This is a genomic window from Paenibacillus sp. EB106-04-04-XG159 (assembly GCF_058791835.1).
The window spans coordinates 32,630-52,221 of record NZ_JBYTDY010000020.1; the positions used below are offsets into that span (position 1 = coordinate 32,630).

Sequence of the window (19,592 nt, forward strand, 5' to 3'; positions counted from 1 at the left end):
CCGTTAATTGCCTATGAAGCAGCAAAAATGAGCTGAAAGTTAAGAAATAACGGAACGTCAGTCCGCACCCCCCGCCAAATTGACCAAAATCCCGCAAATAAGGTCCCCTGAGTCCGCGAGCAAGCATCGACGGTTGGCGACAACAGGCTGGCGCGAGTGGAAGCGGACGGTACGGCCGTTATTTGCGGGTAAAAGGGGTCAATCGAGGGCTGAGCGGACCGTAGATCCGTTAATTGCCTATGAAGCAGCAAAAATGAGCTGAAAGTTAAGAAATAACGGAACGTCAGTCCGCACCCCCCGCCAGATTGACCAATATGGCGCAAATAAGGTCTCCTGTGTCCGCGAGCGAGCATCGACGGTTAGCGCCAACAGGCTCGCACGAGTCGAAGCGGACCGTACGGCCGTTATTTGCGGGAAAATGGGGTCAAACGAGGGTTGAGCGGACCGTAGATCCGTTATTTGCCTATGAAGCAGCAAAAATGAGCTGAAAGTTAAGAAATAACGGAACGTCAGTCCGCGCTCCACGCCAAATTGACCATTTTGCGGCAAATAAGGTCCACTGAGTCCGCAAGCCAGCTGCGACGGCTGGTGTCGACTGACTGGCGTAGGTCGCAGCGGACCGTACGGCCGCTATTTGCGGAAAAAAGGGGTCAATCGAGGGCTAAGCGGACCGTAGATCCGTTATTTGCTTATGAATCAGCAGAAATAAGCTGAAAGTTCACAAATAACGGAACGTCAGTCCGCGTCCCCCGCCAGATTGACCGATATCCCGCAAATAAGGTCTCCTGAGTCCGCGAGCAAGCAGAGACGGTGGCAGCCAACAGGTTGGCGCGAGTCGAAGCGGACCGTCTGTCCGCAAAGCTGGTGCTTAGACTGTATTTACTGCACTAGCTTGTAAGTTCTCACTCGCTCGTTACCGCTGGCTGGGGATAGCATTTGCAGATGAACGAGTTTGTGCAGGATTCGTCTGGCGTGCCGATCGCACACGTTGAGGTGGGCAGCAAGCTCCATGGGTAATATCGGGCGTAGGACTCTTCGGGCATACCGAAGTGTCTCAGCTTCAAAGCACGACAATGAGCTGGATACATCGGTTGACATGAACTTTCCAATAAATGCGAGAACTAGCTGCTGGCATTGTTTAGGTTCATCCACAATGGATGGATAGGCGATCGGCAGAAACGTCCAGCCATCAAGAGATAACAAGCTGTGACGAAGACAAAGATCCTTGAAGCGTCGAACATCAAGATCTCTGGCGTGCGGCCCGTAACCTTGTATCTCAATCCCGCCCTTTGCACCTTGAGGCATGTATGCAAGATCAAGATAGCGGTACCCGTTGTTGAAATCCCGCACCTCCCATTCAGGATACAAGTGCTCGAAGTTACCGACCGCAGGAAACCAGACCATACGCAGAAACTCAACAGTCCCATGTCCAAGTCCTTTCGATAGCAGTTCATGTCTTCTATGGTTTCCTTCCGCTGCAAGATTAGCTTGAATCCACTCCTCCAACTTTTGCTCGAATCGCGACATCTACACCCAACTCCTTTACATTAAATAACACAAAAAGCCGCTCCAATACACCGCACCCTGAATATTAGATCAGAGTGGTTGCATTAAAGCGGCGTGTGCTTCACGACCTATGCTGTCAGTATAAGCTGAGCTGTTAATTTCAGCAATAGAAAAAAAGAGTGCAAAAGAGCTAGACTTATCGCTACTGCACCTCATCCAATCGCTTCTCAGCCGCGCATTTTTGGATGAGGGAGATCTGGCCTGCATGGATGCCCGTATGGTACATGAGTCTGCCGACTGCTTCCAGCGGAGTGGACGGGCCCATCGGGGAATTGACAGGCTCATTCCATTTCTCATCAGGCAAATCACGCATCGCAGCGATCAAATGCTCGTTCGAAGCCTCCAAGATCGCCACCAGCTCTGCTAAGTCAGCGAAGTCTGACTTGGCACCGGCCGCCCCGCGACCTGTAAGGATCGTGAGATCTGCTGGCATCGGGCGGTTGAAGAACCACTCTGCGAACATGTACTCCACCTCCGCATTATGGCGCAGCATGTACCCAATTGAAGCGTTGCCGAGCTTTAGTGGCAGATCTGTCTCAGGCAAGCTTCTTGCTGTCTTGTGAAATCGTTCTTGCAGGGCTCTCCAGATTGGCAGTACGGTATCAACTGTCACTCTTCATCGCTCCTTTATCGAATGAAGATGGATTGGCAGGCTTATGTCCGTCTCTTGCAACATGGTCGAAGCGGTCGCCGGATAAGTCGATATCGAATGCTTGACCGAACCCCGCCACATAGCGTCCATCTCGAACGGTCAGCTCGAACAGTGAGAAGTCCAAGCCGCGAAGCATTTTGATCATGGCCTTGCCGAAGGAGTTCTCAAACAGTTCGAATACATCCTCATGACCTTCATTGCCCACATTGAAAGCCGTGCACACGAAACGTGCTCTCTGCCGAGCAAACAAGTTACCGCACTGCGATTCGTCTTCGATCAGCATGACATCAACTGCTGGATTGTGTTCGATATGCCGGTAATGGTTAGCGATCTGGCTAATGTAGATGTAGAGCTTGTCGTTAATTTTCACGAAAGGCGCGTACGAGATAAATGGCATGCCATCCTCGTCAACTGTGCTCAGCATTAATGTCTTCAGGCTGCTAACAAAGGTCAGATATTGCAGTTTGATCTTGTCGTTATCCAATTGCTTCATAATCAATCCCTCTACTTTTCTGTAAAATATGAATTCGCGGAGCGGAGTTGCCTGCAGCATACTCCACTTCGGATTCGACACCGTATACTTGCCGGATCAACTCCGGGGTAAGAACCTGCCGTGGATGGCCGAATTCTCGCATCACGCCTTCCTTGATCACGCAGATCTTGTCGCTATAAGCGGCTGCGTGGTTCAGGTCGTGAAGCACCATCACAACGGTAAGCTTTAATTCGTGATTCAGTCTGCGAACCAATTCGAGCACCTCTAACTGATGGGCGATATCGAGGTATGTAGTTGGTTCGTCAAGCAGTAGTATCTTGGGGCGCTGAGCTAACGCCATCGCAATCCAAGCACGCTGCGCTTCTCCGCCTGACAAGGAGACAATCAATCGGTCTCGGTACGTGAGCATCCCGGTTTGCTCCAGGGCCCACTCCATCACCTCGTGGTCGCTCGCGTCAAACCGTTCGTACCATTTCTTGTGCGGGACCCGACCGTATCCAACAAGCTCTTCGACCGTCATATCTGCCGGGCATGCGTTCGATTGACAGAGCATGCACATGATGCGGGACACCTGCTTCGTGCTTAGGCGACACAGCTCTTGGTTTGCGATACAGATCCGCCCGCTCTCGCAAGGAATGAGACGAGACAAGCCTTTGAGAATCGTAGATTTGCCGGAGCCATTCGGCCCAATGATAGACACGACTTCGCCTTCACACACTTCAAGCGAAAAGTCGCTTACGATCGTTCGATCGGCGTAGCGAATCGTCAACGATTGCACCTCAAGCATCTCAAGCTTCCCCCTTGCGCATTAAGTATAGAAAGTATGGACCGCCAAGCAACGCCATGACGATACCTGCGGGTATTTCGATCGGCGCAAATACCGTTCGTCCCACGGTATCCGCGACAAGCAGAATCAACGCGCCAAGCAGCAGGCTCATTGGCAAGGTCAGCTTATAGTCGGAGCCGAGCAGAATGCGGGCGATTTGAGGTACGATCAGACCTACAAAGCCTACGAGACCCACGACGGATACGGAAATAGCAGCCAGATAAACAGCGACCAATGACAGCATGAAGCGGATGCGGTTCAAGTTTTGCCCGAGATTATGGGCAACTTGTTCTCCCAACCTCAATATATTCGCTTGGCGGATACATAGAAGCGCAGCGATCCATCCGACGATGGAGTAGGGGAGGAGAACGGTTACCGCGCCCATTCCTTTGCCGGCAAGGCTGCCATTCAGCCATTGCATGGCGGAGGGAAGCTGCTCGCTGTACAGCAAGGACAGCATCCCGATCACTCCGCCGAATACGGCGTTGACCGCTACGCCGGACAGAATGATGCGAATCGGCGTGAAGCCCTTGCGCTTGTTCCAGGCCCAGACATATACGAGGCAAGCCGCAGCCATGCCCCCGAGAATCGCAGCCACAGGAACTAGCGCGATGTAGTCGGGTCGAACGAGCAGGATGAACAATACGGCTACCGCTGCTCCGCTCGATACACCCGTCAACCCTGGATCCGCGAGCGGATTGAGCATGACCGCTTGAAGCAGTGCGCCGGAAGCGGCCAGGTTCGCTCCGACCAGCAGAGCCAGCATCACTCTCGGAATTCGAATGTCCCATAGGATCATATGAGAGGCAGCATCCCCATTTCCAAACAAGGTACGGATGGTTTCTGCCATCGAATACTGGACGCTGCCCAATCCGATAGATAGCAGAATTGCTACGAGCAGCAATAGGGCACTGATTCCGATAATGACGGCCTTTCTATTCTGTTTCTCAGTCACCCTGTATTCCTCCGAATCAGTTATACAATATTTTCTCTAGTTCCTTGTAAGCATCCGGCGCTTTGACAAGCGATGCGATACCGAAGAGATCGTAATCAAGCGCGATCAGCTTGTCGTTCTGGACAGCATTCAGCTTCTCCCAAGCGCCGTTCTTCTTCGTATCTTCCTCGAAGGCTTTGATAGCTGCTTCAGGGTCACCGTGAACAACCAACAGAATGACATCGGGATTAGCGGCTGCGACATTTTCCATATTGATAGGAACATAGGTTTCTTTCAGCTTGAGTACGTCAGAGACGACGTTGGATGCGCCAAGACTCTTCACTAAACTGCCTGCATATGTATCTTCATTCATAAACATTAACGATTCAGCAGAGCCGAAGAGCAGCATGACGGATGGAGGGGTCTTGCCCTTTGTATCTTCCAACACTGTTTGTTCAGCTTGGGTGAATGTCTGCAGGAATGCTTCTGCCTTGCTCTCCTGTTGGAACACCTTCCCTAATGCGACCGTTGTCAGCTTCAGTTCTTCCAGCGAGTCGACTGGCAAGTAAGCCAGGGGCAAGGAGGTAGCGGCGAACATTTTGCCCATGCTGTCTTTAAGCGAAGCGGGAACGAGTATGATGTCAGGCTGCAGCGTAGCGATCTGCTCCAGATCGGGCTTATGAGATGAACCGACTCGTTGGACTTGATCAAATGCGGCCGGCAGCTGACTTGATGTCGTCGGAACACCGACAGGAATAATGTCCAACTCGCCTAATAGCTCGGAGATCGAGACGGATAAGGTCACCACTTTAGCTGGTGTCTTATCGTTGAACTGCGCCAGAACTTCCTGAAGCTTTGCCTCATCGACAGCGATGGAGGATTCAACGTTGGGTGACGATGGTGCAGCTGTGTTAACTGTTGTTTCCGCAGAAGACTGCGGCGCGGTTGTATCGGATGATGATGGCTTATTACAACCAACCATAATCGCAAGCAGTGCGATAATGAGCATGAATTTCCAACTGGATTTATACACGGGTAGACGCTCCTTCGACTAATTGATAATGATTATCACTAATAACAAACCCTATTATAATGATACTGATAATCATTTTCAACAACTAATTTAAATTTAATGAAAATTTACGATTTACCTCAGGCATGAACTTGCAGCTTATCGAGCTAATCGATCATTCGACATCACTCGCTATATATTGTAAAAACACCTATGTAAATTCCAATTCTGTCATCTTGTGTGAAAACGCTTTACCCCATATAATGTATGAGAAATCTGTAGTTTTATAATGATTGGGGGGAGTTCTGCATGAGACTGTTAACAGCAGTGACCGTTCCTAACGTGAAGCCGCGAAGAAAGCGTTGGCCGCGGGTCGTGGGAATCATCGCATTGATAATCGTTATTCTGGTTGCCTGTGCAGGAGGCTACGTATATTGGCTGGTCAATAAGAGCTTGCCGGTTGTTAAGGGTGAGTTAAAGCTGATAGGGCTGGAGAAGCCCGTTAATGTATGGCGGGATGAATCGGGAGTTCCCCACATTGAGGCACAGAGTGAACATGATCTATATATGGCGCAAGGGTATGTTACAGCCCAGGATCGAATGTTCCAGATGGATTTGAGCAGACGGCAAGCATCTGGTCAACTAAGCGAGGTAGTCGGCGCGAAAGCGATAGATCGCGATAAGTTCTTTCTCACATTCGGACTTCGACGCGCCGCGGAAGCCTCGTGGAATGCGTATTCGCAACAATCCCAGCAGGTGCTGGAATGGTATGCGCAAGGCGTGAACAGCTACATGAACCAAGCGAAGAAAACGGGAGCACTTCCGATCGAATTCACGATTCTGGGCTATGAACCGACGGAATGGACGGCCATTGATTCGCTAACGATCGGGAAGTTCATGGCTTATGACCTGTCAGACAGCTGGGAAGGGCAGGCATTCCGTTATCACATGGTTCAGGAATTAGCGCCGGAGAAGGCGCAGTCCTTATTTCCTACTTATCCAGAGGACGGGGCTTTGATCATACAAGCGATCAAGGATCATCCCATGGATCTGACAGAATTCGCTTCTGCGGCAGTAGTCCCTGATCCGTACAATGGCAGCAACAATTGGGTTGTAGCGGGATCGAAGTCTGCTTCAGGCAAGCCGATGCTGGCCAATGACCCTCATCTGGGGCTGGATACACCCTCCATCTGGTATGAGACTCATCTTCAAGCACCCGAGCTTGAGGTCAGCGGAGTTATATTTTCAGGAGTTCCTGGTATTATACTGGGTCACAATCAGCATATCGCTTGGGGAGTTACGAATCTGGGACCGGATGTACAGGATCTCTATATTGAGAAGCGGAATCCGAGCAATCCTTACGAGTTCGAATATATGGGAAAATGGGAACCGGCTAAAGTATTCAAGGAAGTCATTAAGATCAAAGGCGAGCCTTCGGTTGACTATGAAGTCGTCGAGACGAGGCATGGACCGATTATTTCGGAATTTGCCAAGGATGACAAGCAGGATACCGCCATCTCGATGCGCTGGACTGCGCTTGAGCCGACGACTGAATTGGAGGCGGTTCAGCGCTTTGCAAAGGCGAAGAATTGGGACGAATTCAAGCAGAGCCTGGAGTATTTCCATGCGCCGGCACAAAACTTTGTATTCGCCTCGAACGATGGCACGATCGCTTATCGAGCAAATGGCAAGATTCCGATTCGCAAACAGGGGAACGGCTTAGTACCGGTGCCTGGCTGGACAGACGAATACGAGTGGACGGGATACATACCGTGGGAAGAGCTTCCGACCTCTGTGAATCCGGAAGAAGGGTATATCGCTACAGCAAATAATAAGGTAGTTGGGGACAGTTATCCCTACCATATCACGGATAGCTGGTCGCAGCCGTATCGGGAGGCGCGAATTCAGCAGGTGCTGGCGAGCAAGCCAGTGCTAACACAGGATGATCTGCTTCAGCTGCAGTTAGATCGCCATAATCTGCAAGCCGAAGAATTATTGGATGGTCTAATTGCTAAAGTTGAAGGCAACTCGGCGCTTCGATCCATTGATAAGGAGGCTCTTGCCCTTCTACAGAGCTGGAATAAAGTCAATGATCCCGATCAAGCCGCACCGCTTGCTTATGAACTGTGGATCCAGCACTTTGACGATGTACTGTTCAAGCCGGAGATATCGGATGAGATGATGAAGCTGTTCAGCGACAAAGCGATCGTTAAGGACGCGATGCTGCGCAAAGGCTTAGCCGGCGAGAAGGAGCCTTGGATCGATGGCAAAGGCGGCATGGAGAATATAGTGGTTCAAGCACTGCAGTTTGCGGTTGATCATGCTGTATCCTTGCAAGGAAAGGAGCCTTCAAAGTGGCAGTGGGGTGAATTCCACCAAGTCGAGTTCCCGCATCCGTTAGGATCGGTGAAGCCACTTGATCTCGTATTTAACCCGAAGCCGGCTCCAATGGGCGGCGGCCGAGTTACAGTCGGCGCAGCGGGCTGGAACAAGACGACCGGAGAAGTCGATCACGGCGCTCCATGGAGAACGGTGATCGACATGGCGGATCCGACGAAGTCGTTCAACGTGTTAGGACCAGGTCAATCCGGGCATGTACTGAGCCGGTGGTACAAGAATCAGGTCCAAGATTGGACGACGGGGCAATACCATGTAACAAGTATTAAACCTTCGGTTTATCAAGCGACAAAATTCCAATTGACCCTTATACCGTAGAGGTCCATATCGTAGTACCCGTGAAGGGAAGCACGTATTGGTTTGCATCATTGGCCAATATGCTGCTTCCCTTATTTGGCTTAAGCCTACTCTATCTGAATCATCTAACTAAAATTCCATCTATTGACAATATTGTTGTATTATGAACATAATACAGTTAAGTCACAAGGCGGGTGAGATGGATGTGTTGAACTTCTATGAGCTGAAGCTGAATAATAAAGACCCTGTATACCTGCAGATCGTGATGCATGTGAAGCGGCAGATTCTGCTGAGAAAGGCCGAGTCGGGCGATAAGCTGCCTTCCAGACGTGAAGTTGCCGCGCAGCTAAGCATTAATCCAAACACCGTTCAGAAAGCATTCAAGCTGATGGAGGATGAGGGATTCGTTCGCACGAGCAGTACGCTGGGAAGCGTGATATATGTAGACGAAGTGATGTTCGATCAATTGGAAGCGGAGTTAACGAAAGAGATGGTAACTGAATTTATTCAATCTGCCAAGGAGATTAACCTGTCCTTCAAGAAGGTCGTTGATCTAATTAGCGAGCATTGGAACTGACTTGCTATGCCTATAGTGTATTAGTCGAGTAATACAGGAGGTGCTGATCATGAAGGGATACTATCGATTGTTGAATGTTGAAATAAGCGTGATGTTAAGAGCAGTGCTGCTTCTGTCCTTAGTTACCGTCATTACCCCGCTGTTTCTGCTTCGCTCAGCTTTGTATGAACCGAACACGACTCATATGATCGAGCGCTTCGAGGACATCTATGTTTCTTCAGGCAGCATGGCGGCACAGTTCATCTTCATAGCGGCATTTGGTGCTTTTTTTCTCAAGACGATATATGCCAGCTACTGGGGAAGCAAGAGCATCTATACGTATCTGACATTGCCGGTCAGACGGGAAATGCTGTATATCAGCAAGCTATCCGCAGGGATTCTATGTCTACTTCTCTTGCTCGCCGCTCAACTGATAAGTATGCTTATTGGCTATCAAATGTTTCACTCGATAGTTTTCAATTATAGCAGTGGAGAGCACGTGATGAGCAACGGATTGTTTCTCAGCTTCGTCCGATCGGAGTATGCTCGATTGATACTGCCTTTTAGCCTAGAAGGAGCTATATCCACATTCGCCATTATCGTCACGTTCGTGACAGGACTGTATTATGGCGCCATCTGTGAGCGCAGCAAGCGGTACTGGGGGTATGTCGTGCTGTTTGCAGCGGCCATTTTACTAATCAATGTAATAACATACCGTCTAAGCCCGCCATCTGAACTCTATTCACATAAGAATTTGTATCTAAACAGCGCGATTCTGCTCGGTTTGAGCGGGTATTTTATATGGCATAGCATGCGGTTGATCAGAAGAAGCTCGATTGCATAGGGAAGGAGGAGAGGCAGAATGAATAAGGTGAAGAAGCACCTAGCTGTTCCATTCTTATTGCTCTTAATATTGATATTTGGATTCGTGTATTACACGCTTTCTACGATCGAAGATAACAGCACGTTCTATGTCCGGGATCTGAGTGGAGACCCGTCTGCCATTGCGGATGTGACGATCACAGGGGATCTAAGCGATGGATATCACAGTACGGTGTTCAAACTAATCAATGGTCAAGTCAGTACGGAAACTAAGATCTATGATCAACCAACTCGTGTTTTATGGGAGTACAGATACAGTACAGGCGGACCCAAGCTGATGGATGGTAATCTGTACGAGGTGCGGAACTCCTTAGGCTATGACATCCTTTCTCGAGACGTTAATGATCAATATGCTAAAGCGAACGTCAGTCCAAGACTGATCTACAATACCATAACGTTTGCCAATGCGCTTGAATACGGCTTAGCCAAGATTGGCGATACAGTATATTTTACGGTGCCTACAACCGCAGACTATACAGGGACTAACGGTATATATGAATTAGCATTTTCATATGGTGATAGAAGTTCGATTCCTCTTGAAAAATGGCCGGAGTCACGAGAACTCGCAGCTATTGATCTGAATCAGAATAAGAGTGGTGACCCAGCTACCGCTATTCAGGTGCTCGGCTTAGAGTCGGTGGGCGACAAGCTTGCGCTCATTATGACGGAAGGAACCAGCTTGATCGTGAGAGGTTACGACAGCAAGAGCGGGGAGTTGATCGGCGAGGCTGTTGTGCCGCAATTTATCAATCGCGAGGCAGAGATGAGGCTTGAATCGCTTAGTGAACGTTACGTCGCGTACAGTGATCATCAGAATCATATCCTGAATCTGAGCTTTGACAGGTATCCTAATTCTCCGACAAACGGTGACATTTATAAAACGATTCTTAGTGTTGACTTCTCCAATGGAGTTGAGCTGGTAGACTATAATCGTGCGCACTTTACTGATGGTAAAGTGGATAACAACCGAGGTATCTCCCATATTAGCCATCGCAATGGCAAAACGTACGTGGTGATGACCTTAGGCGACAAAGAAGATCGAATTCCCCATTCGATTATTTGGCCGCAGCGTTTCATGCTGTACGTATTTAAGTCAGATGAGCTTCTCTATCAAGGAGAGCTGATAACGGACCTGAATGATGACTTGATTCGAGATAGTCAATCAGCAGGAAGTTTCGTTTATGACGTGACCGAATATAGGAACTTCTTCAATATTAAGATCGAGTAATCACCTGCTTGTTGGACGAGGAGGGATATAATGATAGAGTTTCAGTATGTAGAAAAGCGATATCCTAGCAAAGGAATCGCGTTGTATATTAATAGCTTGAAGATTAACAGCGGCGAAATTGTAGGCATATTAGGGGCCAATGGAAGCGGTAAGACGACTCTGTTGAAGGCCGTTATGGGAATAGGCGAGCTCCATTCTGGACGGATTCTGATTGATGGCGGTCCTGTTGAAACGCAGTATGAACATATCGCTTTTATTACGGAAGAGGGCAGTTTTCTGCCGGATCTGACGCCTGCTCAGTATGCAGACTTCCTGGCTGATTTCTTCCCAAGATTTAATCTGGAACGGTATAATAGCTTGTTGGATTATTTTGAGCTTGAGCAGCACAGACGAATCAAGACATTTTCGAAAGGACAGAAGTCCAAGCTGGAAATGTGCGCCGGTATAGCGAAGCAGGCCAAGTATATCCTGATGGATGAGCCTTTCTTGGGTGTCGATATGCTGACGAGACGTGATTTTTTGAAATTGATGATCTCCAGCCTGAACGGTGATGAAACGCTGCTGATCAGCACACATATCGTCAACGAGATTGAACATGTGATTGAACGAGCTATCTTCCTGCGGGATGGTAGAATCGCTGGCGATTATATGATTGATGATATGAGACTAGAAGGTCAGACGATAGAAGAAGTGATGTCAGAAACATTGGGTAATAAGAAGAAGCGGATCGAGTGACAGTGGAACAAGCGGGAGAGCGCATCGATTGGAGCGATGCGCTTTTATGTTGTCTGCTATTACATTTTAAAGTGAGTATCATTCCATAACCTTTTCCGGTCGAATGGTCGGTATGAACCGCAAGAACACAATATATTTGCTAACCGCGATCACAGCGAGCAGCAGTCGTACATGCAGGTGATCGATTAATAGTCCGCTTAAGAGCAGCAATAGAGAGGTGGTGCTCAGTAATTCAACCTTCTGTCTCATTGTGAAGCCTTGATTACGTTGATAGGGCACTACATACTTCTGATATACCTTGCGCTCTTTGATCCATGCTTCCCATCTGGTGGAGCTTCTAGCAAACAAGAAAGCGGCCAGCAGAACTAACGGAGTAGTGGGCAGAAGCGGTATGACAATCCCAATCATGCCAACAATGAAGCATAGCCACCCTAACGCGAGCAATACGATCCTCTTCAACACATAACCTCCAGTAGATCATGATACTATGAACAATTCTATTGATAACCATTTTCATCGTCAATGTGAAATGATTCCCAAGGTGTTTATTCATGATTGATGAGTGATAGATAATAGATAATAGTTGATAGTTGCACAATATAGTATACTGATCCATATGAGTCCTAGAATACATAGAGAAGCTTACTTCATCATAGTCTCTTTAATAGGAAGCTTGTTAGGCTTATAAACGAAGAACCACGACCAGATGAAAAATCAAAGGTTGTGGTTCTTTTTTAACATTATGTTCTATGCCAGAATAGTTGTGGGAGCGATGACGCATGTTCAACGATTTTAAACCTATAGATGACCGTCCAGTGTACATTCAATTGAAGGATTACTTTAAAAGCTTAATTATGAAGGGCGCTTTGCAGGCCGATCAGAAGCTTCCATCCACTCGAGAGCTCAGTACATTGCTGAGTGTCAGCCGCAATACGGTCATTTCCGCCTATGCAGGCTTGGAAGAGGACGGATATGCCTATGTCGTTCAGGGGAAAGGAAGCTTCGTTGGCGCTTCTCCTGCGAGTGTGTCAGCACCCATTTGTCATATGGACTGGAAGTCGCGTGTTAACGGGCATGCCCGAATGGCCGAAGAGCTTGATCTGATGAAGCACGGCATACGCGCTAAGAAAGGGACCATATCTTTTACGAGCATCGCGCCCGATGAGAAGCTGTTTGATCTTGAAAATGTAAAGCGAGCGTTTCTGGATCGCATGTCGGTTGAAGGCGACATCTTACTGAATTACGGTTATGCCCAAGGATATAGACCTTTAATGGAATATTTGCTGCGATATATGGAACACAAGGGTGTCGATGTAAAGGGCAAGGATATCTTGATCACGAACGGCTTCACCGAAGGCTTCGATATCGTCTTATCCGCCTTGGGCAAGAACAGCGGAGCTGTCATATGCGAGAATCCGACCCATCAGACGGCAATTAAGAATCTGAAGCTCCATGGCTATGATATTACGGGCATCAGCATGGAGGAGGATGGAATTAACCTGCGGGAAATGGAGCAAGCATTGTCAGAGCGAGCTTATGATTGCGCCTATCTGGTCCCTTCCTATCACAATCCCACCGGCATCGTGATGTCTCCCGAGAAACGGCTGAAGCTGATGGAGCTCTTGTCTCACTATGAGATTCCGGTCATCGAGGACGGGTTCAATGAGGAGCTTCGTTACTCGGGCTCTCATGTATCGCCGCTGATGGCGGCTGCAGGTCAAGGAAACAACGTGATCTATCTTGGCAGCTTCTCCAAAGTGCTGTTCCCAGGACTGCGAGTAGGCTGGGTGCTGGCTGACAAAGAACTCATTTATTATTTGGAAAGCGTCAAACGGGCCCGCTGCATTCACACCTCAACATTAGATCAATCGATTCTATATCAATATTTGTTGAACGGTAACTTTGAGAAGTATTTGAAAAAGGCGAGAACCGAGTATAAGCGCAAGTATGAATGGACGAAGAGCTGTGTGGAACAGTTTGTTCCATTTACTCGCTTGTCCGGTGATGGGGGATTGCATCTGTTTGTTGAATTTGAAGAAGGATTCCATATAAGGGATCTGCTGGAGGAATGCTCTCGACGAGGCGTTATCTTCACACCGGGGGATATCTTCTACACGAACGGGAAAGGGCAGAATACGATGAGGCTCGGCTTCTCCAGAGTGAGCGATGAAGATATTCGCGCAGGTATTCAACTGATTGGCGAAATAGCAACACAACTTAGGAGATAGAGGAGTGCGGCAGCATGAAGACAGGGATGGACGCAAGTGAGAACTCAAGATTGAAGGTCGGCGTCATCATGGGGGGCGTCTCATCTGAGCTTGATATATCGTTAATGACGGGTCAGGAAATGATAAATCACCTGGATCCGCATAAATATGATGTTACATCCGTTGTCATTGTGAAGCGGGAAGATCTGATCGAGAAAGCGAAGGAACTTGATATTGCGCTGCTTGCATTGCACGGTGCATATGGTGAGGACGGTACGGTACAAGGTGCTTTGGAAACGATGGGTATCCCCTATACGGGAAGCGGAGTGCTGTCAAGCAGTGTGTGCATGAACAAGGATATGTCGAAGAAGCTGATGCGCTTCGAAGGGATTCATACTCCTGACTGGTTGTGCTGGAACAGTATGGAGGAGTTCTCAATGGAAGCCGTTGAACGATTGGGATATCCCGTGATTGTAAAGCCGAACGCTGGCGGATCGAGCATCGGTACGCAGCTTATTACGGAGCCCGCTGGCTTGAGAGCGGCTGTAGCAGAAGCATTTCGCTGGGATCGCTCTGTGATGGTGGAGAGCTGCGTGAAAGGTCAAGAGATCACTTGCTCGATCTTGGACGGGAAGCTGCTGCCTCATATCGGGATTCGTGCGGCTCATTCAGAATGGTTCGATTATGAAGCGAAATACAATGCTGACGGAGCGGAGGAGCAGGTCATAGAGCTGCCGTCAGAGATTGATGAGCGAGTGCGAGCGGCAGCATTAACTTGTTATCGACTGCTGAGATGCAGTGTATATGCGCGAGTGGATATGATTATTCAGGACGGAATCCCTTACGTGCTGGAAGTCAATACGCTGCCAGGCATGACGAAGAACAGCCTGCTGCCTAAGAGTGCGCAAGCGGCGGGGATCTCCTTTAGTGAGCTGCTTGACCTCATTATATCGTATTCGCTTGAAGCGAGAACAAATGAGCAGGGAGTGACGCGTGATGTCTAATGAATGGATCTCTCCGCTTGTGCGAGATATTCCGCCTTCTGGCATTCGAGCTTTCTTCGATCTCTGTGATGGAAATAAGGATGTTATCTCACTTGGCGTGGGTGAACCGGACTTTGCGACACCTGAGCATATTCGTGAAGCTTGCATTCGAGCTCTCCATAATGGCAAGACGATGTATACGTCGAATGCAGGGATGATGGAGCTGCGCGAGGAGATTGCAGGCTATCTGAAGGATAGCTTTCAATTGAGCTATGATCCGGTGAGCGAGATGATGGTGACGGTTGGGAGCAGCGAGGCGGTTGATCTCGCGCTGCGTACGTTGATTGCCCCGGGGGATGAGGTTCTCATTCCATCGCCGAGTTATATTGCTTATTCTCCGATCTCGCATCTGCATGGCGGGAAAGTAGTCGAGGTGGAGACGAGGGCGGCAGACAGCTTTAAGCTGACGGCATCGGCACTGCAAGCAGCGATAACACCAAGGTCCAAAGTGCTGATGGTGAATTTCCCTAGCAATCCTACGGGCGCCATTATGACGTATGAGGATTGGCTGCCGGTTATTGAAGTGATCAAAGCGAATAATCTTGTCGTGATCTCGGATGAAATATATTCTGAGCTGACTTATGGTCCGAAGCATGTTAGCCTCGCGGCACTGCCTGGCATGGCAGAGCGGACGGTTCTGATCAGTGGCTTCTCGAAAGCCTTCGCGATGACGGGGTGGAGAGTTGGCTATGCCTGCGGGAATCGAGAGATTATCGCGAATATGCTGAAGATTCATCAGTATACCGCGATGTGCGCGCCGATTCTTGGTCAGATCGCGGCGCTTGAATCGCTGCGGCATGGGATGGAAGCAAAGGACATGATGAAGGAATCCTATGATATGCGCAGACGAATGTTTGTGCGCGGACTAAGTGATATCGGATTCACATGCCGTGAGCCGGAGGGCACCTTCTATGCGTTTCCTTCGATTGCTCATACAGGGCTTCGATCCGAACAATTTGCACTGCTGCTTCTGAAGCAGGCGGGAGTCGCTGTTGTTCCGGGGGATGTATTCGGCTCGAGCGGTGAAGGGCATATCCGCTGCTCGTTCGCTACTTCGATGTCGAAGCTTGAAGAGGCGCTGGTGCGGATGGAGCGATTTATGAAATCTTTCGAATCGGAAAAACTAAGAATGATTGTTTAACGAGAACGAGGACGAGAATAATAAGATTCCTCCTTAATGAGTGCTCTACCGTATAAACTATTTCTACTCCCAGGAAATATTCTCCTTCAATTATGAATGGTGGATTGCGACTGCAAAAGACCGCGAGTATAATGAAAGGGCAACTTAAGTAGTGGAATGAAGCAAGAACCAACTCTATATCATAACCAGGAGGGGTTGCCGATGGCTAACTTGTTTGGAGGTATAATAGGCAATTATTCTGATGTATCCGTAGAGGAACTGACTAAGCAATATGGATACTTGCTGATGCAGCAAGAGAAAGTTCAAATGGGCTTTAAACTTGTTCGAGATACGTTTATTCTTACAGATGAGCGGCTGATCTTTATTGACCACCAGGGCGTAACAGGCAAGAAGACTCGAGTGGCGTCCATTCACTTGGATTCGATCGTTGATGTGACGATGGAAACAGCCGGTACGGGATTTGATGACAGCGAATTAACGATTCACTACATTACATCTCCTTATCATAAGTCCAACAATGTTCAGTTAGCTTCCTATATGTTTGAATTCGGCAAAAAATTCAACCTGCAGCCGTTCTATGTCGCATTAGTCACGATCGCGCATCAGAATCATAAGCGGTTGAACTCGTAGACGAGTTCGTATCTGTACTTAATAGAGGATGACCATCCGCAGTTTTGGGTGGTCATCTTTTTTTGTACGGCAAAAGATAGATTGCGAATATTCTTGCGAATTCGCCATAAATGAGCGCAACAAGCGATATATTGCTAAGTATAATGTAAAAGGATCACTTTTCGACGAATATCTCGTTATATTCTATTTAAATATTGTTCATTTACTGATATTATCCTAATAATAGATATTTTTTTACATGGTAAACATGGTAAATGAATGCACATGGCAGGTTGTGCATCTATTATAGATTTGAAGATTTCATTAACTATTCATAGGTATGTAATACCGAGAGAGGAAGTGGAATGATAGATGCAGCGAATTGTTAAGACGAGTGTGTGGTTGTTATGTGTCATGTTATTTTTAATCGCGTGGCCTCAAGCCGGTCATGCTGCTGCTGGGCAGAATCTCTATATGAACGGCAATTCCATCACACTCCCAGAGCCGATGAGGACGATTAACTCTTCATCCATGATACCGATTCGTGTCGTTTCAGAAGAGTTGGGCTATAAAGTGGATTGGGAGCAGAAGACGCGAACGGTGAACATACATAACGGCAGCACGAATATTAAACTTGTAGTAGACAAGTCTGAAGCGCAGCTCAACGGGAAACAGGTTAAGATGAGCACCCCGCCTACCGTGATTAACAATACGACGCTCGTGCCATTGCGATTCGTAGGCGAATCGATGGGGCTTGTAGTAGAGTGGGATAAGGATACGAAGGCCGTATACTTGTTTACACCTGATGACGAAACGGTTGTGACTCCACCCCCTGGTGAAAGCGCAGGCGGCAGCGATTCTGGACAAGGAACTAAGCCAACGACTCCACCTTCAACGGGCAGCGGGAACAATACGAATGAAGGATCCGGTGAAGTATCAAAGCCTGATAATAAGGTCGATGGTAATGTCGTGGATTTTGCATTTTTCGATAATACGCTTCATATAGCCATGGACAAGCCCGCCGCTGCCAATATTCAGGTCATGACTAATCCAGATCGTGTCGTGATCGATCTTCCGAATACGGTGTTTTCTAAAGAGTTTATGGATAAGTATAAATTCGATCAGAACAGTCAGGGCAGTCTAGAAATTGCCGACTATCCTGATGTTCAGCGTATTCGCTATGCGATGTTCGCACAGTCTCCTAATACGGTCCGATTCGTTGTAGACGGTAATTATGCCTTGAGTTATGAGAATATATCTACTTCTGATGATCTATTATCGATCATGTTTGCTCCTAAGTCAGAAGGTGTACCGCCTGAATATGTGAAGCCGAAAGGCAAGTATACTGTCGTTATCGATCCTGGGCACGGCGGTGGAGATTCTGGGGCAGTAAGCGTGCGCAAACGCTATGAGAAGGATCTGAACCTGGCGATCGCTTCCAAGGTTGCTGAGCTTGCTAAGAATGAGCCTAAGCTAAACGTGGTGTTGACACGAGACACAGATGTGTATCCAGAATTGTCTGAACGAGCGGCGTTCGCAAACAAGATAGAGGCAGATTTATTTGTCTCTATTCATGCGAACAGTGTAGAAAAGAATCCGAATGTAAATGGGACTGAGACCTATTTTAATCGGGCAGACAGCAAGGCGCTAGCAGAGGTTATGCATAAGCATTTATTAGTGGGTACCCAGTTTGTCGATCGAAAAGTGAAGCAGGCAGACCATAAGGTTACTCGGGAGACGGTAATGCCGGCAATCTTGTTGGAAGTTGGATTCTTAACGAACGAGAAGGAAGAAATGATCATGTTCGATGAAGCTTTCCAATGGAGAGTTGCTGAGCAGATTATTGCTGGCTTGAAGGAATACTTAGGCTTGTCTTAATGAAGAGAACGCATTCATTTGGCTAATTTAGCTGAGTGGATGCTTTTTTTATTTTCTGGGAAATAGTGGGGATGATGCTTCAGCAGGAATAAGAAGTTCGTCGCAGTTGAATGCAATTGTTTATGAAAAGGGGTACCACAACATGTGGTAGGAATGGTATGCTGTACTGGTTGGGCTTGCAGACTAACTACTACAACTAGAAGGGATTTGCACATGAAAAAACGATGTATCGACATACTTATGCTTATTGTAGGATCATTGCTCTTTGCGCTTGCTATCAATCTATTTGTTATTCCAAACGAATTCGGTGAAGGCGGAGTGACAGGAATTACGATCATTCTCTACTATTTATTCGAATGGTCTCCTGGTCTTGTATCTTTCGTACTGAACGCTATCTTGCTGCTTGTTGGCTATAAATTTCTCGATAAGAGAACGACGATATATACGATTATTGCGGTCACGTTCATTTCTCTGTTTCTTCAACTTACTGCGGATTGGCGCATCGCTTCAGATGAGTTGATGTTGAATGCGGTATACGGCGGAATATTTTCTGGGGTAGGTATCGGTTTAATTATTCGAGTTGGCGGAACGACAGCCGGGAGCACGATACTAGCAAGAATTATGAACAAGTACTTGGATTGGAACGTCAGCTATGCGCTATTGTTTTTTGACCTGATTGTAGCCTTCGCATCCATGTTTATCATTGGCGTGCAAAGTCTGATGCTCACGATTGTGATGCTCTACATTGCGACAAAGGTAATGGACTTCATCATTGAAGGACTTAATCCGAAGAAAGCGGTCACGATCGTATCCAAAGAGCAGAATCAGATCGCGGAACAAGTCAATGCACTTATGAATCGCGGTGTTACGGTACTCTATGGGCATGGACATTACACGAAAGAGCCGAAAGAGATGCTATATATCGTGATCTGCAAACAAGAAATAAGCCAGCTTAAGAAAATATGCAAATCGATCGACACCGAGGCATTTATTACGATTCATGATGTGCGTGATGTATTCGGTAAGGGATTTGTAGACATCTCCAAATAACCTAGCATCATTCGTGAATATGACTTCAAGCAACACATTTAATAGGTTGACCGGAAGGAGAAACTCATATGAGTCAATCCCAATAC

At 47.8% G+C, this 19,592-nt stretch carries 18 protein-coding genes; 11 read left to right on the forward strand and 7 right to left on the reverse strand.

Going from position 1 to position 19,592, the window contains the following annotated elements:
- Positions 1-879: 879 nt before the first annotated feature.
- The 6 genes from AC3WTP_RS19885 to AC3WTP_RS19910 form a co-directional block, all read right to left on the reverse strand.
- Positions 880-1,527 carry a transcriptional regulator gene (locus AC3WTP_RS19885; protein ID WP_492396376.1) on the reverse strand — a complete coding sequence of 216 codons (648 nt, stop codon included), beginning with the start codon at positions 1,525-1,527 and terminating at the stop codon, positions 880-882.
- A gap of 181 nt (positions 1,528-1,708) precedes the next feature.
- Positions 1,709-2,179, reverse strand: a complete 471-nt coding sequence (locus AC3WTP_RS19890) for a DinB family protein (RefSeq protein ID WP_492396377.1) — start codon at positions 2,177-2,179, stop codon at positions 1,709-1,711.
- Entirely contained in the window at positions 2,169-2,711 is a 543-nt protein-coding gene (locus AC3WTP_RS19895) for a HugZ family pyridoxamine 5'-phosphate oxidase (protein ID WP_492396378.1), read from the reverse strand. Before AC3WTP_RS19895 ends, AC3WTP_RS19890 begins: the two co-directional genes overlap by 11 nt.
- Positions 2,695-3,498, reverse strand: coding sequence for an ABC transporter ATP-binding protein (locus tag AC3WTP_RS19900; RefSeq protein ID WP_492396379.1), 804 nt, complete (start codon positions 3,496-3,498; stop codon positions 2,695-2,697). The genes AC3WTP_RS19895 and AC3WTP_RS19900 overlap by 17 nt, the downstream gene beginning before the upstream one ends.
- A gap of 1 nt (position 3,499) precedes the next feature.
- Positions 3,500-4,492: a FecCD family ABC transporter permease gene (locus AC3WTP_RS19905; RefSeq protein ID WP_492396380.1), complete on the reverse strand. Its 993-nt coding sequence runs from the start codon at positions 4,490-4,492 to the stop codon at positions 3,500-3,502.
- Between the two features lie 16 nt (positions 4,493-4,508).
- The gene (locus AC3WTP_RS19910) at positions 4,509-5,504 is read right to left on the reverse strand and encodes an ABC transporter substrate-binding protein (protein ID WP_492396381.1); all 996 of its coding nucleotides are present in this window, start codon (positions 5,502-5,504) and stop codon (positions 4,509-4,511) included.
- A 288-nt stretch (positions 5,505-5,792) separates the two neighbouring features.
- Between AC3WTP_RS19910 and AC3WTP_RS19915 the strand changes: the two genes are divergently transcribed.
- The 5 genes from AC3WTP_RS19915 (at position 5,793) to AC3WTP_RS19935 (ending at position 11,578) form a co-directional block, all read left to right on the forward strand.
- Positions 5,793-8,198 carry a penicillin acylase family protein gene (locus tag AC3WTP_RS19915; RefSeq protein ID WP_492396382.1) on the forward strand — a complete coding sequence of 802 codons (2,406 nt, stop codon included), beginning with the start codon at positions 5,793-5,795 and terminating at the stop codon, positions 8,196-8,198.
- Between the two features lie 178 nt (positions 8,199-8,376).
- Positions 8,377-8,754, forward strand: coding sequence for a GntR family transcriptional regulator (locus AC3WTP_RS19920; RefSeq protein WP_492396383.1), 378 nt, complete (start codon positions 8,377-8,379; stop codon positions 8,752-8,754).
- 49 nt (positions 8,755-8,803) lie between these two features.
- Entirely contained in the window at positions 8,804-9,577 is a 774-nt protein-coding gene (locus AC3WTP_RS19925; RefSeq protein WP_492396384.1) for a hypothetical protein, read from the forward strand.
- A gap of 18 nt (positions 9,578-9,595) precedes the next feature.
- On the forward strand, positions 9,596-10,843 hold the full coding sequence (locus AC3WTP_RS19930) for a hypothetical protein (RefSeq protein WP_492396385.1): 1,248 nt from the start codon (positions 9,596-9,598) through the stop codon (positions 10,841-10,843).
- Between the two features lie 30 nt (positions 10,844-10,873).
- Entirely contained in the window at positions 10,874-11,578 is a 705-nt protein-coding gene (locus tag AC3WTP_RS19935) for an ATP-binding cassette domain-containing protein (RefSeq protein ID WP_492396386.1), read from the forward strand.
- A 78-nt stretch (positions 11,579-11,656) separates the two neighbouring features.
- Here AC3WTP_RS19935 and AC3WTP_RS19940 read toward each other — a convergent pair whose 3' ends face one another.
- Positions 11,657-12,037 (reverse strand): YbaN family protein, encoded by a 381-nt coding sequence (locus tag AC3WTP_RS19940; RefSeq protein ID WP_492396387.1) that lies wholly within the window; start codon positions 12,035-12,037, stop codon positions 11,657-11,659.
- A 320-nt stretch (positions 12,038-12,357) separates the two neighbouring features.
- Here AC3WTP_RS19940 and pdxR point away from each other — a divergent pair, with 320 nt between their 5' ends.
- The 6 genes from pdxR to AC3WTP_RS19970 all read left to right on the forward strand — a co-directional run bounded on the left by pdxR (position 12,358) and on the right by AC3WTP_RS19970 (position 19,506).
- On the forward strand, positions 12,358-13,806 hold the full coding sequence (gene pdxR, locus AC3WTP_RS19945; protein ID WP_492396388.1) for a MocR-like pyridoxine biosynthesis transcription factor PdxR: 1,449 nt from the start codon (positions 12,358-12,360) through the stop codon (positions 13,804-13,806).
- Between the two features lie 50 nt (positions 13,807-13,856).
- Positions 13,857-14,789, forward strand: coding sequence for a D-alanine--D-alanine ligase (locus AC3WTP_RS19950; RefSeq protein ID WP_492396425.1), 933 nt, complete (start codon positions 13,857-13,859; stop codon positions 14,787-14,789).
- Positions 14,782-15,969, forward strand: a complete 1,188-nt coding sequence (locus AC3WTP_RS19955) for an aminotransferase class I/II-fold pyridoxal phosphate-dependent enzyme (protein ID WP_492396389.1) — start codon at positions 14,782-14,784, stop codon at positions 15,967-15,969. The genes AC3WTP_RS19950 and AC3WTP_RS19955 overlap by 8 nt, the downstream gene beginning before the upstream one ends.
- A 201-nt stretch (positions 15,970-16,170) precedes the next feature.
- Entirely contained in the window at positions 16,171-16,599 is a 429-nt protein-coding gene (locus AC3WTP_RS19960; protein ID WP_492396390.1) for a PH domain-containing protein, read from the forward strand.
- Between the two features lie 351 nt (positions 16,600-16,950).
- Positions 16,951-18,456 carry an N-acetylmuramoyl-L-alanine amidase family protein gene (locus AC3WTP_RS19965; protein WP_492396391.1) on the forward strand — a complete coding sequence of 502 codons (1,506 nt, stop codon included), beginning with the start codon at positions 16,951-16,953 and terminating at the stop codon, positions 18,454-18,456.
- A 213-nt stretch (positions 18,457-18,669) separates the two neighbouring features.
- Positions 18,670-19,506, forward strand: coding sequence for a YitT family protein (locus AC3WTP_RS19970; protein ID WP_492396392.1), 837 nt, complete (start codon positions 18,670-18,672; stop codon positions 19,504-19,506).
- Positions 19,507-19,592 lie beyond the last annotated feature (86 nt).

Coding starts and splice junctions, on each gene's coding strand:
- AC3WTP_RS19885 (WP_492396376.1), bottom strand. CDS start 1,527: ATGTCGCGATTCGAGCAAAAGTTGGAGGAGTGGATTCAAGCTAATCTT.
- AC3WTP_RS19895 (WP_492396378.1), bottom strand. CDS start 2,711: ATGAAGCAATTGGATAACGACAAGATCAAACTGCAATATCTGACCTTT.
- AC3WTP_RS19900 (WP_492396379.1), bottom strand. CDS start 3,498: ATGCTTGAGGTGCAATCGTTGACGATTCGCTACGCCGATCGAACGATC.
- AC3WTP_RS19915 (WP_492396382.1), top strand. CDS start 5,793: ATGAGACTGTTAACAGCAGTGACCGTTCCTAACGTGAAGCCGCGAAGA.
- AC3WTP_RS19920 (WP_492396383.1), top strand. CDS start 8,377: ATGGATGTGTTGAACTTCTATGAGCTGAAGCTGAATAATAAAGACCCT.
- AC3WTP_RS19925 (WP_492396384.1), top strand. CDS start 8,804: ATGAAGGGATACTATCGATTGTTGAATGTTGAAATAAGCGTGATGTTA.
- AC3WTP_RS19930 (WP_492396385.1), top strand. CDS start 9,596: ATGAATAAGGTGAAGAAGCACCTAGCTGTTCCATTCTTATTGCTCTTA.
- AC3WTP_RS19935 (WP_492396386.1), top strand. CDS start 10,874: ATGATAGAGTTTCAGTATGTAGAAAAGCGATATCCTAGCAAAGGAATC.
- pdxR (WP_492396388.1), top strand. CDS start 12,358: ATGTTCAACGATTTTAAACCTATAGATGACCGTCCAGTGTACATTCAA.
- AC3WTP_RS19955 (WP_492396389.1), top strand. CDS start 14,782: ATGTCTAATGAATGGATCTCTCCGCTTGTGCGAGATATTCCGCCTTCT.
- AC3WTP_RS19960 (WP_492396390.1), top strand. CDS start 16,171: ATGGCTAACTTGTTTGGAGGTATAATAGGCAATTATTCTGATGTATCC.
- AC3WTP_RS19965 (WP_492396391.1), top strand. CDS start 16,951: ATGCAGCGAATTGTTAAGACGAGTGTGTGGTTGTTATGTGTCATGTTA.
- AC3WTP_RS19970 (WP_492396392.1), top strand. CDS start 18,670: ATGAAAAAACGATGTATCGACATACTTATGCTTATTGTAGGATCATTG.